Source organism: Thioclava sp. F36-6 (genome assembly GCF_002020305.1).
GTDB classification, from domain to species: Bacteria; Pseudomonadota; Alphaproteobacteria; order Rhodobacterales; family Rhodobacteraceae; genus Thioclava; species Thioclava sediminum.
Map to the genome: position 1 here is coordinate 216,571 of NZ_MPZX01000001.1, position 15,298 is coordinate 231,868.

Annotated in this window: 12 protein-coding genes; 6 read left to right on the forward strand and 6 right to left on the reverse strand. The window is 63.2% G+C overall.

Going from position 1 to position 15,298, the window contains the following annotated elements; translation table 11 throughout:
- Window positions 1-67: 67 nt before the first annotated feature.
- Window positions 68-1,321, forward strand: a complete 1,254-nt coding sequence (locus BMI88_RS01070; RefSeq protein ID WP_078521836.1) for an aspartate kinase — start codon at window positions 68-70, stop codon at window positions 1,319-1,321.
- A 40-nt stretch (window positions 1,322-1,361) separates the two neighbouring features.
- Window positions 1,362-3,605, forward strand: coding sequence for a phosphoenolpyruvate--protein phosphotransferase (ptsP, locus tag BMI88_RS01075; RefSeq protein ID WP_078545276.1), 2,244 nt, complete (start codon window positions 1,362-1,364; stop codon window positions 3,603-3,605).
- Window positions 3,606-3,748: 143 nt separating this feature from the next.
- Here ptsP and BMI88_RS01080 read toward each other — a convergent pair whose 3' ends face one another.
- Together BMI88_RS01080 and BMI88_RS01085 are read right to left on the reverse strand one after the other, a co-directional pair.
- Window positions 3,749-6,817: an efflux RND transporter permease subunit gene (locus BMI88_RS01080; protein ID WP_078545278.1), complete on the reverse strand. Its 3,069-nt coding sequence runs from the start codon at window positions 6,815-6,817 to the stop codon at window positions 3,749-3,751.
- A gap of 10 nt (window positions 6,818-6,827) precedes the next feature.
- Window positions 6,828-8,096, reverse strand: a complete 1,269-nt coding sequence (locus tag BMI88_RS01085) for an efflux RND transporter periplasmic adaptor subunit (protein ID WP_078545280.1) — start codon at window positions 8,094-8,096, stop codon at window positions 6,828-6,830.
- A 318-nt stretch (window positions 8,097-8,414) separates the two neighbouring features.
- Here BMI88_RS01085 and BMI88_RS01090 point away from each other — a divergent pair, with 318 nt between their 5' ends.
- The gene (locus BMI88_RS01090) at window positions 8,415-8,717 is read left to right on the forward strand and encodes a hypothetical protein (RefSeq protein WP_078545282.1); all 303 of its coding nucleotides are present in this window, start codon (window positions 8,415-8,417) and stop codon (window positions 8,715-8,717) included.
- A gap of 50 nt (window positions 8,718-8,767) precedes the next feature.
- On the opposite strand, the gene BMI88_RS01095 is transcribed toward BMI88_RS01090, so the two are convergent.
- The 3 genes from BMI88_RS01095 to BMI88_RS01105 form a co-directional block, all read right to left on the reverse strand.
- Window positions 8,768-9,868: a glycine betaine/L-proline ABC transporter ATP-binding protein gene (locus tag BMI88_RS01095; protein WP_078545283.1), complete on the reverse strand. Its 1,101-nt coding sequence runs from the start codon at window positions 9,866-9,868 to the stop codon at window positions 8,768-8,770.
- Entirely contained in the window at window positions 9,861-10,772 is a 912-nt protein-coding gene (locus BMI88_RS01100; protein ID WP_078545285.1) for a proline/glycine betaine ABC transporter permease, read from the reverse strand. The genes BMI88_RS01095 and BMI88_RS01100 overlap by 8 nt, the downstream gene beginning before the upstream one ends.
- 92 nt (window positions 10,773-10,864) lie before the next feature.
- Window positions 10,865-11,872: an ABC transporter substrate-binding protein gene (locus BMI88_RS01105; RefSeq protein WP_078521822.1), complete on the reverse strand. Its 1,008-nt coding sequence runs from the start codon at window positions 11,870-11,872 to the stop codon at window positions 10,865-10,867.
- A 363-nt stretch (window positions 11,873-12,235) separates the two neighbouring features.
- On the opposite strand from BMI88_RS01105, the gene BMI88_RS01110 reads away from it, so the two are divergent.
- Together BMI88_RS01110 and BMI88_RS01115 are read left to right on the forward strand one after the other, a co-directional pair.
- Window positions 12,236-13,207 (forward strand): diacylglycerol kinase family protein, encoded by a 972-nt coding sequence (locus BMI88_RS01110; protein ID WP_246831792.1) that lies wholly within the window; start codon window positions 12,236-12,238, stop codon window positions 13,205-13,207.
- Window positions 13,204-13,989, forward strand: coding sequence for a metallophosphoesterase family protein (locus BMI88_RS01115; RefSeq protein ID WP_078545291.1), 786 nt, complete (start codon window positions 13,204-13,206; stop codon window positions 13,987-13,989). The genes BMI88_RS01110 and BMI88_RS01115 overlap by 4 nt, the downstream gene beginning before the upstream one ends.
- Here BMI88_RS01115 and BMI88_RS01120 read toward each other — a convergent pair whose 3' ends face one another.
- The gene (locus BMI88_RS01120) at window positions 13,990-14,469 is read right to left on the reverse strand and encodes a MarR family transcriptional regulator (RefSeq protein WP_078522117.1); all 480 of its coding nucleotides are present in this window, start codon (window positions 14,467-14,469) and stop codon (window positions 13,990-13,992) included.
- Window positions 14,470-14,722: 253 nt separating this feature from the next.
- On the opposite strand from BMI88_RS01120, the gene ectA reads away from it, so the two are divergent.
- A complete protein-coding gene (gene ectA / locus BMI88_RS01125; protein WP_232621702.1) occupies window positions 14,723-15,253 on the forward strand; it encodes a diaminobutyrate acetyltransferase in 531 nt (176 codons plus the stop codon).
- Window positions 15,254-15,298: the final 45 nt, after the last annotated feature.

Consider the following 15,298-nt stretch of genomic DNA (forward strand, 5'->3'; position numbering starts at 1 on the left):
CCAAATCTCTTGCGCGGCCCAACGGCTTGAGCTAGCAGAGGCCCGACTCTGCCCAAGGGGGATTTCCATGCCCATTCTGGTGATGAAATTCGGCGGCACTTCCGTCGCCGATCTCGACCGGATCGCCAACGCCGCCGAAAAGGTGAAGCGCGAAGTCGAACGCGGTTACGATGTCATCGTGATTGTCTCGGCGATGTCGGGCAAGACCAATGAACTCGTCAACTGGGTCGAGACGACCTCGCCGCTCTATGACGCGCGCGAATATGACGCCGTGGTCGCCTCGGGCGAGAATATCACAGCCGGTCTGATGTCGCTGCGCCTGCAGGAGATGGGTGTCTCCGCGCGCAGCTGGCAGGGCTGGCAGGTGCCAATCAACACGACCTCGGCGCATGGCGCGGCGCGCTTCGTGTCGATCCCGCGCGAAAATCTCGACCAGAAATTCTCCGAGGGCTTCAAGGTCGCGGTGATCGCAGGCTTCCAGGGGCTTTCGCCGGAGAACCGGATCACCACGCTCGGCCGGGGCGGCTCCGACACGACCGCCGTGGCCTTCGCCGCCGCGTTCGGCGCGGAGCGTTGCGACATCTACACCGATGTCGACGGCATCTATACCACCGACCCGCGCGTCTCCTCCAAGGCGCGCAAGCTCGACCGCATCGCTTTCGAGGAGATGCTGGAACTCGCGAGCCTCGGGGCGAAGGTTCTGCAAACCCGCTCGGTCGAGCTCGCGATGCGCTACAAGGTGCCGCTGCGCGTGCTAAGCTCCTTCGAGGAAACCACGGAGAATTCGGGCACTCTGGTCTGCGACGAGGATAAAATCATGGAATCGAAAGTTGTCTCCGGCGTCGCCTTTTCCCGCGACGAAGCGAAAATGACCCTCGTGACGGTCGAAGACCGCCCCGGTATCGCCAGCGCGATCTTCGGGCCGCTCGCGGATGCGGGGGTGAATGTCGACATGATCGTCCAGAACATCTCCGAGCGTCAGGCCGAGCATGAGGTCAAGGTCACCGACATGACCTTCTCCTGCCCGGTCAATCAGGTCGCCCGCGCCCGCAAGGCGATGGAAGACGCCCGCGACGCAGGGCTGATCAAATTCGACGAGCTGGTCGCCGATGAAGACGTGGCAAAGATTTCCGTCGTGGGCATCGGTATGCGCTCCCACGCGGGGGTCGCGGCGAAGATGTTCAAGGCGCTGGCCGCTGAAAACGTCAACATCAAGGTTATCGCTACGTCGGAAATCAAGATTTCGGTGCTGGTCGACCGCAAATATCTGGAACTGGCGGTTCAGGCCCTGCATGATGCCTTCGAACTCGACAAGGCCTGAGTAACCCGAAGGGCCGCAGAAACAGGGACGACCTGCGCGGATGGTGGAACTGAGCGAAAGTGATAGTCGCACGCTGTTGCGACGCCTGCGCGATACGCTGGCCACGGAGGGCGACGGGCAGGACCGGCTCAATCACATCACGCAGATCATTGCGGATTCGATGGGTACCGAAGTGTGCTCGATCTACCTGTTCCGCGATCCCGAAACGCTCGAGCTTTGCGCAACCGAAGGCCTGAAGGCAGAGGCTGTCCACCACACGCGGATGCGGCTGGGCGAGGGGCTCGTGGGCCGCGTGGCGCGGTCGGGCCGGCCGATCAACTCCGCCGATGCGCCTTCCGAGCCGGGCTTCCGCTACATGCCGGAGACGGGCGAAGAGATCTATTCCAGCTTCGTCGGCGTGCCGATCCAGCGTGTGGGCGAGAAGCTCGGCGTTCTGGTCGTGCAGTCGAAGGACGAGCGCAGCTTCTCGGATGATGAACTTTACGGGCTCGAGGTCGTCGCGATGGTGCTGGCCGAAATGACCGAACTCGGCGCTTTCACCGGCGGCGAGAATTCCGAGATCGGCGCGACGCATCGCTTCCCGGTCATGTTCCGCGGCGCGACGGGGCAGGAAGGCGCCGCCGAAGGCCGCGTCTGGCTGCACGAGCCGCGCGTCGTCGTGACCAACCCGGTGGCTGAAGACCCGGAGGCCGAGGCCGCGCGGCTCGAAGAGGCGATCACCGAACTGCGCGGCAAGATCGACGAGATGCTCGCCAGCCCGACCCTGATCGACAAGGATCAGCGGCAGGTGCTGGAAACCTTCAAGATGCTCGCGGCTTCGAAGGGCTGGAAGCGGCGGATGCTGGAAGACATCACCGCGGGTCTCTCTGCCGAAGCCGCGGTGGAGAAGGAACAGAACGCCGCGCGCGACCGGATGCGCAAGGCGCCCGATCCTTACCTGCGCGAGCGGCTCAACGATCTCGACGACCTGTCGAACCGACTGCTGCGGCAACTGACGGGGCAGGGCAGCGATACCGGGGCCGAGATGCCGGAGAACCCGGTGCTGGTGGCGCGCAATATCGGCCCTGCGGAACTGCTCGATTATGACCGCAAGCTCAAGGGCGTGGTGCTGGAGGAGGGCTCGGTCGGCTCGCATGCCGCGATTGTCACCCGCGCGCTCTCGATCCCACTGGTGATCCACGCGGGCCGGATTACCGCCGAGGCGCTGAACGGCGACCCGATCCTCGTCGACGGCGATCAGGGCGTGGTGCATCTGCGGCCCGAGGAAAGCGTGGCCCATGCCTTCCGCGACAAGATCGCGATGCAGGCGGAGGCGCAGAAACGCTATGCCTCGCTGCGCGACCAGCCCGCGATGGACAAATCGGGCCAGACCGTCTCGCTGATGATGAATGCGGGGCTGATGGCGGATTTGCCCTCGCTGAAGGGCTCCGGCGCTGATGGGGTGGGCCTGTTCCGCACCGAGCTGCAATTCCTGACCCGCACCAAGGTCCCGCGCCGCAATGAACTCGTGCAGCTCTACAAGCGGGTGATGGATGCCGCCGACGGCAAGCGGGTGAATTTCCGCACGCTCGATATCGGCTCCGACAAGGTCGTGCCCTACATGAAGCCGCAAGACGAGCCGAACCCCGCGATGGGCTGGCGCGCGCTGCGGGTGGGGCTCGACAAGCCGGGGATTCTGCGGATGCAGCTGCAGGCGCTGCTGCGCGCCGCCGACGGCCGCCCGACTTCGATCATGTTCCCCTTCATCGCGCTGCCTGAGGAATTCTACGCCGCGCGCGACACGCTGCTGCGGGTCCGCGACCGCGAGGCGCAGATGGGCCGCCCCGTGCCCGAAGAGCTGCGCATCGGCGCGATGCTGGAAACCCCGAGCCTCGGCTTCGCGCCCGACAGCTTCTACCGCGATTGCGATTTCATCTCCATCGGCGGCAACGACCTGAAGCAGTTCTTCTTCGCCGCCGACCGCGAGAACGAACGCGTGCGCCGCCGCTACGATACCCTCGACGGGTCGTTCCTGAACTTCCTAGAACGGATCATCGCGCGCTGTGCGGTCTCGGACACCCAACTCAGCTTCTGCGGCGAGGATGCGGGCCGCCCGATCGAGTCGCTGACCTTCGCGGCGCTCGGCATCCGTACGCTCTCGATGCGGCCCGCCTCGATCGGCCCGGTCAAACACCTGATCCGCCGCGCCGATCTGGGCGAGCTGCGGCAGGTGATCCAGCAGGCGCGCAATGCCGGCCAATCCAGCGTGCGCCCTGCCGTGACGAGTTACCTCGCCCATCTCTGAGCGGGGCAGGGGCTGCCGCTCCTATCCACGAAATCTCACCCCCGGAATGATTTTGGGCCAAGGCGAAGCTCTGACACTTCGCCTTGGCCCAAATATCCCGCGGGGGTCTGGGGGCGCGAAGCCCCCAGCCTTGTTTTCATGCGTCAGCCTGCGGCCAGACGCTTCGCTTCCGCTTCCTTGAAGGATTTATCCGAGGGCGCGATGAAGGTGTAGAACATCGGCACCACGAACAGCGTGAACATCGTCCCGATCAGGATCCCCGAGAAGATCACGAGGCCCATCGCCTTGCGCGCCTCTGCGCCCGCGCCTTGCGCGAGGATCAGCGGCACCACGGCCAGCGCCATTGCGGCGGTGGTCATCAGGATCGGACGCAGACGGGTCTGCGCGGCCTTTACGATCGCCTGCCGGCGGGTGAGGCCCGACTGCTCGCGCTGCTGATTGGCGAATTCGACCATCAGAATCCCGTGTTTCGTGATCAGGCCGACCAGCGTGATCAGCCCCACCTCGGAATAGATGTTGAGCGTGCCCAACCCGAGGTTCAGCGGCAGCACGGCCCCGAAGATCGTCAGCGGCACCGTCATCATGATGATGAAGGGGTCGCGGAAGCTCTCGAACTGGGCGGCGAGCACGAGGTAGATCACCAGCACGGCCGCCGCGAAGGCGATCAGGATGGTGTTGCCCTGCTGCGTCTCGATCCGCGACTGGCCCGAATAGTTCACATAGAAACCTTCGGGCATCACCTGCTTGGCGATGTCGACGATGGTCTGCACGCCCTCGCCGGTGGACCCACCGGGCAGCGGCAGTGCCGTGATCGTGGCCGCGTTCAGCTGGTCGAACTGTTCGATCGAAGACGCGTTCACTCCGGTGTCGATCTTCACGAGCGACGACAGCGGGATCATCGCCCCCGAGGACGAGCGCACGAAGTAACGGCCCAGCTCTTCGGGATTCGCGCGGAACTCCTGCGGCACCTGCGGGATGATGTCGTAGCTGTTGGAGTCGCGGTCGAACTGCGCCACCGACGCCTCGCCCACCAGCAAGCCCAAGGTCGAGCCGATATCCGAGACCGGCACGTTCAACGCCGCCGCCCGGTCGCGGTCGATCGTGACATTGACCTGCGGGCTGTCGAAGTTGAGCGAGTTCTGTACGACGATAAACTTGCCCGAGGCCTGCGCCTTGTTCTTGATCTCCTCGGCCACCTCGGCGACGCGTTTCGCGGAGTGGATCGACTGGATCACCACCGAGATCGGCAGGCCGCCCCCGGTGCCCGGCAGCGACGGCGGGGCGAAGGCAAAGCCTTTCAACCCGGTCGATTTGCCGAGATCGCCCTGAATTTCCTGCTGGATTTCCTTCTGGCTACGGTTGCGGTCCGCCCAGTCTTTCAGTGCCCAGATATAGATGCCCTGAGAGCTGTCCCCGCCGAAGCCTGCGATCGAGAAATCGGTGCGCACTTCGGGAATATCGGCCGTGTCGCGCCCGACCTGGTCGATATATTTCTGGGTGTACTCGCTGGTCGCGTAGCGCGGCCCGTTCAGGATCGCGAAGAGCGCACCGTTATCCTCATCCGGGGCAAGCTCGGAATTGGTGTTCATCAGCATGAACCCGGTCACGCCCACGAGCGAGGCGACAATCAGCAGGGTGATCCCCCGCAGATCGAGCGAGCCATCGACGCGCCGCCCGTACCAGCCCGAGAGCCGGTCGAAATTGCGGTCGACGAAGGCCTGGAAGCCCTTCGACTCGCCATGTCTCAGCAGGCGGCCCGACATCATCGGCGTGATCGTCAATGCGATCACCCCCGACAGGATCACCGATCCCGCCAGCGCGAAGGCGAATTCCCGGAACAACTGCCCCGTCAGCCCGCCGGTGAAGCCCAGAGGCGCGAGCACCGCGGCCAGCGTGATCGTCATCGCGATGACCGGCCCGGTGATCTCCTTCATGCCCTGCACGGCGGCGGGGATCGGTTTCATTCCCTCTTCGATATGTCGGTGGATATTCTCCACCACCACGATCGCGTCATCGACCACGAGGCCGATCGCCAGCACCATTGCCAGCAGCGTAAGAAGGTTGATCGAGTATCCCAGCGCCAAGAGCACCGCGAGCACCCCGATCAGCGAGAGCGGAATGGTCACGATGGGCATCGCGACGGAGCGCAGCGACCCGAGGAACAGCAGGATCACCACGGTCACGATTGCGACCGCTTCGCCGATGGTCTTGAACACCTCGTGGATCGAAGCCGAGATCGTCTCGGTCGAGTCGTAGACCAGCTGGATTTTCATCCCTTCGGGGAGCGAGGCGTTGATGTCGGGCAGCGCCTTGCGCACTGCCGCCGCCGTATCGAGCGGGTTGGCGGCGGGCGTCGGGTAGACGCCGAGGAACGTGCCCTCCTTGCCCTCGAAAGTGACGATCTCGTTCTCGGAGGCCTTGGCGAGTTCGATCTTCGCGACATCGCGCAGCCGCACCACGTCATCGCCCTTGCCCGAGATCGGCAGCTTGCCGAAGGCTTCGGGCGTTTGCAGCGTGGATTGCAGCGTGATCGACTGGGCGACGTACTCGTTCTTCGTCTTGCCCGGGGCCGAGAGGAAGTTCGACGCCTGAATCGCACCCACGACTTCCGATGCCGTGACGCCGCGCGCGGCGAGCTTGTCCGGATCGATCCAGACCCGCATCGCGTAATCGGAAGCGCCGATGATCTGGGTCTGGGCCACGCCCGGAATCGTGGACATGCGCGGACGGATCACCCGGCGCAGATATTCGGTCAGCTGCTCGGGTGTCATGTTGGGGTTGAGCGCCGCGAGATACATCAGCGCGAAGGTCTGGCCGGTGCCCTTCTGGATCACCGGATCCTTCGCCGCCGAGGGCAGCTGGCCTTTGACCTGCTGCACCTTCGAGAGCACCTCGGTCATCGCCGCGTCGGAGTTCGACCCGAGCTTCATGTGGACCGAAATGACCGAGGCCGAGGGCCGCGACTGGGTGGTGACGTAATCGACGTTCTCAGTAGTCGCCACGGCGGCGGCCAGCGGCGAGGTGATGAAGCCCTGAATCAGTTCGGGCGAGGCGCCGGGATAGGCGGTGGTGATCGTGACCACCGTTTCCTCGACTTCCGGATATTGGCGGACGGGCAGGTTGAAATACGCCTGTGCGCCCAGCAGGAGCATGAACGCGCCCAGCACCATCGACAGGACGGGGCGGCGGATGAAGATCTCGGAGATGTTCATGGGCTTGGCCTTACTGCGCCTTCGCGCCGTCTGATGTCGTGTCCGACGTCGTGTCCGATGCCTCGTCAGAGGCGGCGTCCGAAGCGCTATCCGCGGAAGCGCCCGACGTCGCGTCGGAGCTTGCCTGCGCGTTGCCCTCCATGCCGAAGGCTTTCATCACCTCTTCGGTGGAAGGCGCGTCGGGATCGGGCGAAATCGCGTTGTCGATGCTCACCGTCGCGCCGGAGTTCAGCTTGTTCTGGCCCGCGTTGACGACCATGTCGCCCGCCTTCAGCCCCTTCGTCACTTCGACGAGCGTGCCCGAGCGGCGTCCGAGCGTGATGAAGACCTGCTTGGCCACCAGTTGCGGCTGGTCCGCGCCTTCGGGCGTTTGCTTGCGCACCACGAAGACCGAGTCGCCGTAGAGGTTGGAGCTCACCACCGTTTGCGGCAGCGCGATCACGTTGTCCTCGGAGGGCAGCACGACCGTGACATGGACGAACTGGCCGGGCGTCAGCTTTCCTTCGCCATTGGGCACCTCGGCGCGCAGGGTCACGAGCCGCGAATTCGGGTCGATCTTGGGCTCGATGCCGGTGATCTTGCCTTCCAGATCGACCGAGCCGTCCTCGGTCTTCACCTTGACGGTCTGACCCGCTTCGGCGTGCCGCGCCTGCTGTTCGGACAGGGTGAAATCGACGCGCATGTGGTCGCGATCCTGCAGCGTCGCATAGGTGGTGCCGGTGCCGACATACTGGCCGACCTCCACCTGCGGAATACCGATGATGCCCGCGAAGGGCGCGGTCAGGCGCTTCTTCTCGAGCACGGCCTGCAGCTTCGCGACGCTTGCGCGCGCTTCCTGCGCGCTGGCTTCAGCCTGATCGAGATTGGACGTGGCGGACACGCCCCGGTCGGCAAGCTGGCGCGCGCGCTTGAGATTGGTCTCCGCCAGATCCTGCGCGGCCTTGGCCGAGGCCAGATCGGCGCGCTCGGAGCTGTCGTCGATCTGCATGAGGACCTGGCCCTTCTCGACCTTGTCATTCGCCTTGAAATGGATCTCCTGCACCGTGCCGCCCATTTCGACGGCCAGTTCGGTGCCGCGCACGGCGGCGGCGGTGCCGATCGCCTCGAGGCCCGGCTGCCAGGTGATCGGCTTCACTTCGCTGACCGAAACCGCCACGGGGGGCTGTGTCATGTTTGCGAAGAACTGCGCGATCATCTTCGAGCGGAAAAGATTGTAGCCGACGACGCCACCCACCACGAGGATGAGCGCGACGAGGGCGATGAGGAGGCGTTTGATCATTTGGCTGTCCCGTCAAAATCCCTGTTTGCACGCAAATACGACCCCGCCGGCCGAGCTGCGCGCGATTTCTGAACCATTTGGTTCACGTCCTTGTCATGTCAATACGCGAGTGACGTTAAAAGGATGGGTCACAGTGCCGTGAAGGCAAGGCGGAAAGTCTGTGCGTCAGAGCAATTACAGGGCTTCACGAATGCTCACCTCGCGAAAATCTGATTTTTCTGTGCTCGACGGTGAAGAAGAGTGCATTATCTCAACCTGTACCTGCGATCCTGACGACCTGACGTCGCTTTGCAGCGATGTCTGGTTTTAGGAGTTTATATGGATCCCCTGTCTTTTATGCGCATCGGCTTCGAGGCCGCGCGGATCGGCTTTGAGGCCCAAGCGGTGATTTCGATGCGCGTCGCGGGAATGATGGGGCTCTGGGATGTCTCCCCGCTCGAATCGCTCCAGATGGTGCAGGAAAAGCCCGTGGCGGTCGTAGCTGCGGCGGAGGCTGCCGCATTCGCGCTTCTACGGGGGCAGACGGCAGATCGCGCGATTTCGGCGTCGATCACGCAGATCGGAAATCACACCAGCGCCAATATGACGCGATTGTCGCGTCGTGGACCCAGCTGGCTCTGACGGCACGAGCCGGGCAGGGCCGCCACGCTGACGCGGCGACCCCGTAGTCTTCAGGCGGCGCTGTCTTCCTCGACCTCGTCATCGCCTTCTTCGACGCTCGCGGGCGTCACCATGGCGGTCAGGATCGTCGTCATGTCGACCATGCCGATCGGCTTGTTGGCCGCGTCGACAACCGTCGCCATGCGCACCTCGGCATCGGCCATCCGGCGCGCGATCTTTTCGAGCACCGAGCTGGCTTTCACCTTCATCTTCGGCAACTCGCCCTCGGGCAGCGGCAAGGCGATGGTTTCGGCGCGGATGACCCGGCCACGGTTCACCTCGCGCACGAACTCGGCGATGTATTCATTCGCCGGGCGCAGCACGATTTCCTGCCCCGTGCCGACCTGATTGAGCGCCCCGTCACGCAGGATCGCGATCTTGTCGCCAAGGCGCAGCGCCTCGTCGAGGTCGTGGGTGATGAAGACGATGGTCTTCTTCAGCTCGGCCTGCAGGTCCAGAAGCACCTTCTGCATATCCATCCGGATCAGCGGATCGAGTGCCGAGAACGCTTCGTCCATCAACAGGATGTCCGCGTCGTTGGCCAGCGCGCGAGCGAGGCCCACCCGCTGCTGCATCCCGCCCGAGAGCTGGTTCGGATAGTTATCCTCGTAGCCCGCGAGACCGACTCGCGCGATCCATTTCTTCGCGATCGGCTCGGATTCCTTGCGGTCGATGCCTTGGATATCCAGCCCGTAGCAGGTGTTTTCCAGCACGGTCCGGTGCGGCAGAAGCGCGAACTTCTGGAACACCATCGCCGTCTCATGGCGACGGAATTCCCGCAGCTCCTCTTCGTTCATCTTCACCACGTCGCGGCCGTTATAGAGGATCTCCCCGGCCGTGGGCATGATCAGCCCGTTGATGTGGCGGATGAGCGTCGATTTGCCCGAGCCCGACAGACCCATGATCACCGAGATCTTGCCCGGCGGCAGGGTAAGGTTGATGTCTTGCAGGCCCAGAACGTGCTTGTGCTTGTCGTTGAGCTCTTCCTTGCCCATCCCGGCCTGCACCTTCTCCACGTAATCCTTGGGGCGTGCCCCGAAGATCTTGTAGAGATTGCGGATCTCGATGCCCGAGCGGTTGCCGGTATCGGTGTTGGTCGTGGCATCAGTCATGGCCAGCCTCCGAATGTTTCTGCAGCCGCTTGCCGAACGCCTGGCTTGCGCGGTCGAAGATGATCGCGATCGCAACGAGTGCGAAGCCGTTCAGGAAGCCGATGGTGAAGAACTGGTTGTTAATCGCCTGCAGCACGTTTTTACCGAGGCCACCAACGCCGACCATCGAGGCCACGACGACCATCGCCAGCGCCATCATGATGGTCTGGTTGACGCCCGCCATGATCGTCGGCAGCGACAGCGGAAGCTGCACGCCCCAAAGCTTCTGACGGGGATTGGCGCCGAAGGCGTCCGCGGCTTCGATGACTTCCTTGTCCACGAGGCGGATGCCCAGATTGGTCAGGCGGATCATCGGCGGGATCGCGTAGATCACCACGGCGATCACGCCGGGCACCTTACCGATACCGAAGATCACGACGACCGGGATCAGGTAGACGAAGGATGGCATGGTCTGCATGACATCGAGCACCGGCGTCAGGATTTTCTGCATCCGGTCCGAGCGCGCCATCAGGATGCCGATCGGCAGGCCGAGGATGATCGCGATCAGCGTCGCCACGGTGACCATCGCGAGGGTGGTCATCGTGTCTTCCCACAGTCCGAAGATGCCGATGAAAGCAAGCCCCAGGGACGAGCCGAGCACGATCTTCGGATTGCGCGAGGCGAACCACACCACGACGAGGATCAGCGCGAAGATGATGAACCACGGCGTGTCCACGAAGGCGTGTTCGAGAGTGTTGAGAAACCATTGAAGCGGCCGGGTGGCCGCGTCGATTTGATCGGAATAGGCGCGGACGATGCCGCGAAACCCGTCGTCGATGCCCATGCGCATATGACGCAGGGTGGAGTTGGGAAGGGAAGGGAACTCACACATCAGTTCCGGCAAGCCCCAGCATGAAGATGCCATCTTGTTATGTCCTCCGGTCGATTATTTGCGCCGGTTAAAAGAAAACGCGCGCGAGGCTCCCCTCACGCGCGCCAAAATCTCGGATCGCCCGCTCAGAGCGCGTCCTCGACCTTCTTGATCACGTCGTCGGAAAGCCATGCTTTCCAGACGTCCGGATAGTTCTCGAGGAAGTAGTAAGCGGTGTCCTCGTTGGTGCCTTGGTTGTCGGCCTGCCATGCGAGGAATTCGCCCACGGTCTTGTTCGACCATTCACGCTTGCCAAGGTAGTCCATCGCCACCGCGTTGTTCTCGGCGAATTCCTTGGTCACGACCGTGTACACGTCCGAGGTCGGGTAGGCGTTGGGCTTGGGATCGACGCAATCGGCCTGCGAGTTGCACTTGTCCCAGGCTTCCTTGTCGCCCTCGACGCCCGCGTCGAGCTTGACCATCGGGTATTTGCCGAGGATCGCGGTCGGGGCCCAGTAGTAACCCAGCCAGCCCTTCTTGGACTCGTAGGCATTGGCGATCGAGCCGTCGAGACCCGCAGCCGACCCGGTGTCGACCAGCTTGAAGCCCTTCTCCTCGGCCTTGTGGGCCTTGAAGCGGTTCGCGGTCGAGATCTGGCAGTTCCATCCCGACGGGCAGTTGTAGACGCCACCGATCGAGGGTTCTTCCGGATCGGGGAACAGATCGGGGTGCTTGAGAGCATCGTCGACCGTCTTGATGTCGGGGTGCTCGTCAGCGACGTATTTCGGGATCCACCAGCCTTCTTCGCCGCCATCCTTGAGGATTTCTGCAGCGATCACGAGGCGATCTTCGCTGACGGCCTTGTCGAGCGCGACCTTCACCGCGTTCACCCAAAGCTCGGGTGCGATGTCGGGCTCGCCCTTTTCGTTCATCGAGGTGAAGGTGGGCATCGTGTCGCCGGTCACCAGCGTCACGTCACAGCCGTAGCCGTTTTCGAGAATGATCTTGTCGACCCAAGCAGCGACCCCGGCCGAAGCCCAGTTCATTTCGGCCTCGGTAACGGAGCCACATTCGCCATCGGCGGCGAAGGCGGGCGCCGAGAAGGTCGCCAGCGGCAGTGCCGTCAGTAACGCAGCAAGCGCTTTCTTGTTCATACAGTTCTCCTGTTGTGGCAGCTTTGATTGAAGCGATCCGCGCGGGCTGCCGCCGTGATATCGGTCGCGTTAAGTCCCGGTTTTTCCCGGGTTGGAATCGTCACATTGTCACGCTCGCGGGAGATCCGCAGGCAGACTTGCCAAATTCCGACACTTCTATGTCGTAAATAACCAAGTCGGGTGGCGCAACCTTTTCAGGGACCTTTCCGCCGCTGTGCAGCGTTAAAGCCGCGACGAAGAGGTGAACGCATGACGACCGAGCAAAAGGCTTCCGTTACGTCGGGGACTGACACAGGGACCGAGGCCTCCGGAGGCTCGGGTGCGGGCACCGCGCCGCGATCATATTCACAGGGCGATCATAGCGTGGGAAAATCGAGCTCCAGCACCCCGCCGGAGCCGAGCGTCGCATTGCGCCGACAAGCGGTCGCGTTGATTGCGAACCCCTCTTCGGGCGGCAACGCAAAAGATGAAGAGGCGATCCGCCGCGCGATGGATGCGCTTGGTGACGGTGCGTCCCTTTACCGCTGGTCCCCGGAAAGCGATATCGTGGCGACTGTTCGCAAGGCGCTCGACGACGGTGCGGAGATGATCGTCGCAGCCGGCGGCGACGGCACTGCGATGGCCGTCGCGGGCGCGCTGGTGGGGCAGGAGGTGCCGATGGCGGTGCTGCCGCTCGGCACGTTCAACTTCTTCGCGCGCGGCCTGCGCCTCTCCGAGGATCCGGAGGAGGCGGCGCGCGCGATCCGCGAAGGCAATGCACATCCGATCCGGGTCGGCGAGGTGAACGGGCAGGTGTTCCTGAACAACGCGTCGCTTGGGATCTACCCGTCGATCCTCAAGGCGCGCGAAGATATTTACGCCCGCTGGGGCCGTCGCCGGATCGTTGCGCATTGGTCGGTCGTCAAGACCTTCCTGCGCTTCCAGCGCCCGATGCGGCTGAAAATTACGGCGGACGGGGAGACCAGGAACCGTCGCACCGCGCTCGTCTTCATCGCGCGCTCGGCCTATCAGCTCGATTTCTTCGGACTCGACGGGGCGACGGTCATCAGCGACGACGCTTTCGCCGTGCTGGTCGCGAAGGCGCAGAGCCGCCGCGACCTCTTCCGCCTGTCGTCGCGGCTGGTGCGGCGTAAAACCAAACAGGGCGAGGATTACGAATTGATCCGCGCGAAATCCTTCGAGATCGAAACCGCACGCGGGCGCGGCCTGTTGGCATATGACGGCGAGAAATGCCGCGAACAAAGCCCGTTCCGCTTCAAGATGTCCGACGAGCCGCTCTGGATCGTACTGCCAGCCAAGGACACGGACGCCGAGACCCAAGACGCTAACGCATGACCCGTATCGTTCACCTTTCCGATCTGCATTTCGGGCGCAGTTTGCCCGAGCTCGAGGCGCCACTGCTGACAGCGGTGAACCGCCTCGCGCCGGACCTGACGGTGATCTCCGGAGACTTCACGCAGCGCGCCCGGCGCGGTCAGTTCGCGCAGGCGCGGCTGTTCGTGGAGCAGATCGAAAGCGAGACCCTTTCGGTGCCCGGGAACCATGACACACCGCTCGACAATCTCTTCCTGCGGATGCTCAAGCCCTTCGGGCGCTACAAATCCGCGATCAATCATAATCTGGAGCCGGTTTTCGAGACCGATCACCTCAAGGCGGTCGGCGTGAACACCGTGAATCGTTTCGCCTGGCAGCGCGGCAAGGTGCCCGAGCGGACGATCTCCCGGCTGTGTCGGGAGTTCGGCGAGGCGGGCGAGAGGCTGCGAATCGCGGTGATGCACCATCCGCTCGAACATGGGCCCGAGGTCGACAAGGCGCTCATGGACGGGGCCGGGGATGCGCTGGAGGGGATGTCGGACTGCGGCGCGGATCTCGTGCTCTCGGGGCATCTGCACAGCGGATCGGTGGCGCCTTTTTCGGCGGTGCCGGGCATCCTGTTCGTGCAGGCGGGGACGGGCCTGTCCTCGCGTCTGCGCGGCGAGCCCAATACGTTCAATTTGATTGAAGGGGGGCGCGACGCTCTGTCGATCACGCTGTACGGCGCGCGCGACATGAGCTTCGAGCCAATCGGGGCCGACGAATTCACGCGGGGCCCCGATGGGGCTTGGGTCAAAGGCTGATCAGTTCGGCTTGCCCGAGATATCGCCCCAGTCCAGAACCGGCGCCGCGTCGATATCGTGCGCGTCGAGCATCGAGGCCACGCGCTCGAGCGAGGCGATGATCTGCGCCTGCTCCCAGTCCTCCAGCGCCTCGAAGCGGCGCACGAAGATCTGTTGCAGCGCGTCGGGGGCCTCGTCGATCGCGCTCGCGCCAAGTTCGGTAATCACGATATCGGTCTGACGGCGGTCGCGCTCGGAGCGCTGACGGGTCACCATGCCCTTGCGCTCGAGCTTGTCGATCAGCGCCGTCATCGTTGCCTGACTCACGCCCATGCGCTGCGCGATCGCCTTCGGTGTGGACCAGCCTTTTTCGGAAATCACCTGAAGGACCCGGAACTGCGCAGGCGTCAGCCCGGCAGCTTTGGCCAGGTCGCGGCCGAACATTTCGGTCGCGCGCAGGATTCTACGCAAAGCGATCAGGCTCGTATCGACACGCTCCATCAGGCGGCGGGCCCCTTTTTTATCAAGACGACCCAGTATCGCAGAGAGTTCCGTGCTCTGCAATTGCTTGGCTTTACTAAGCTTATCGTGTTCGTTTTTACTCATTTGCTTTGTCATGCTAATGGTATTTAGGGCTTATAAGCAAGAATATAAGGCTATAATCGGAACTTTTCCTGGTTCCATTAGTTAGGTGGTTGAAATTTTCGACCACATGAACTACTTAGGCTACCGAAGCAAACGAGAGGAAAGAGCCGTGCCGCAAGTCGAGTCGATCAAGAAGGGTTCTAAACTGGTCTTCCGTAAGCCGGAGTCCGAAGACGGCAGCGAAATCTGGAAGCTGATCCGCCGCTGCAAGCCGCTTGATGAAAATTCGATGTATTGCAACCTTCTGCAGTGCGATCACTTCGGGGACACCTGTGTCCTCGTGGAGCGCGAAGGCGAAGTCGTCGGCTGGATTTCGGGCTACATCGCCCCGTCCGAGCCGGACACGTTCTTCGTGTGGCAGGTGGCTGTTTCCCCCGACGCACGCGGTCTTGGCCTTGGTAAGCGCATGCTGCGCCACCTCATCCAGCGCGACGTCGCCGAAGACTGCACCAAGTTGAAGACGACCATCACCGAAAGCAACGAAGCGAGCTGGGCGCTCTTCCGCTCCTTCGCACGTTCGATGGGCGGCGAGCTGACCGATGAGGCGCACTTCCACGAAGAAGACCATTTCGACGGCCATGCCTCGACCGAGCATATGGTCACCATCACCTTCCCCGAGGAGGCGCGTGCCGCCGCCTGATCTCAGGCCGCGCACCCTCCTCATTCCCCCAATTCTATGGAGTCC

What these genes read in the sequence shown, in the direction of transcription:
- BMI88_RS01070 (WP_078521836.1), top strand. Translation starts at nt 68, where the DNA reads ATGCCCATTCTGGTGATGAAATTCGGCGGCACTTCCGTCGCCGATCTC.
- ptsP (WP_078545276.1), top strand. Translation starts at nt 1,362, where the DNA reads ATGGTGGAACTGAGCGAAAGTGATAGTCGCACGCTGTTGCGACGCCTG.
- BMI88_RS01080 (WP_078545278.1), bottom strand. Translation starts at nt 6,817, where the DNA reads ATGAACATCTCCGAGATCTTCATCCGCCGCCCCGTCCTGTCGATGGTG.
- BMI88_RS01085 (WP_078545280.1), bottom strand. Translation starts at nt 8,096, where the DNA reads ATGATCAAACGCCTCCTCATCGCCCTCGTCGCGCTCATCCTCGTGGTG.
- BMI88_RS01090 (WP_078545282.1), top strand. Translation starts at nt 8,415, where the DNA reads ATGGATCCCCTGTCTTTTATGCGCATCGGCTTCGAGGCCGCGCGGATC.
- BMI88_RS01095 (WP_078545283.1), bottom strand. Translation starts at nt 9,868, where the DNA reads ATGACTGATGCCACGACCAACACCGATACCGGCAACCGCTCGGGCATC.
- BMI88_RS01100 (WP_078545285.1), bottom strand. Translation starts at nt 10,772, where the DNA reads ATGGCATCTTCATGCTGGGGCTTGCCGGAACTGATGTGTGAGTTCCCT.
- BMI88_RS01105 (WP_078521822.1), bottom strand. Translation starts at nt 11,872, where the DNA reads ATGAACAAGAAAGCGCTTGCTGCGTTACTGACGGCACTGCCGCTGGCG.
- BMI88_RS01115 (WP_078545291.1), top strand. Translation starts at nt 13,204, where the DNA reads ATGACCCGTATCGTTCACCTTTCCGATCTGCATTTCGGGCGCAGTTTG.
- BMI88_RS01120 (WP_078522117.1), bottom strand. Translation starts at nt 14,469, where the DNA reads ATGGAGCGTGTCGATACGAGCCTGATCGCTTTGCGTAGAATCCTGCGC.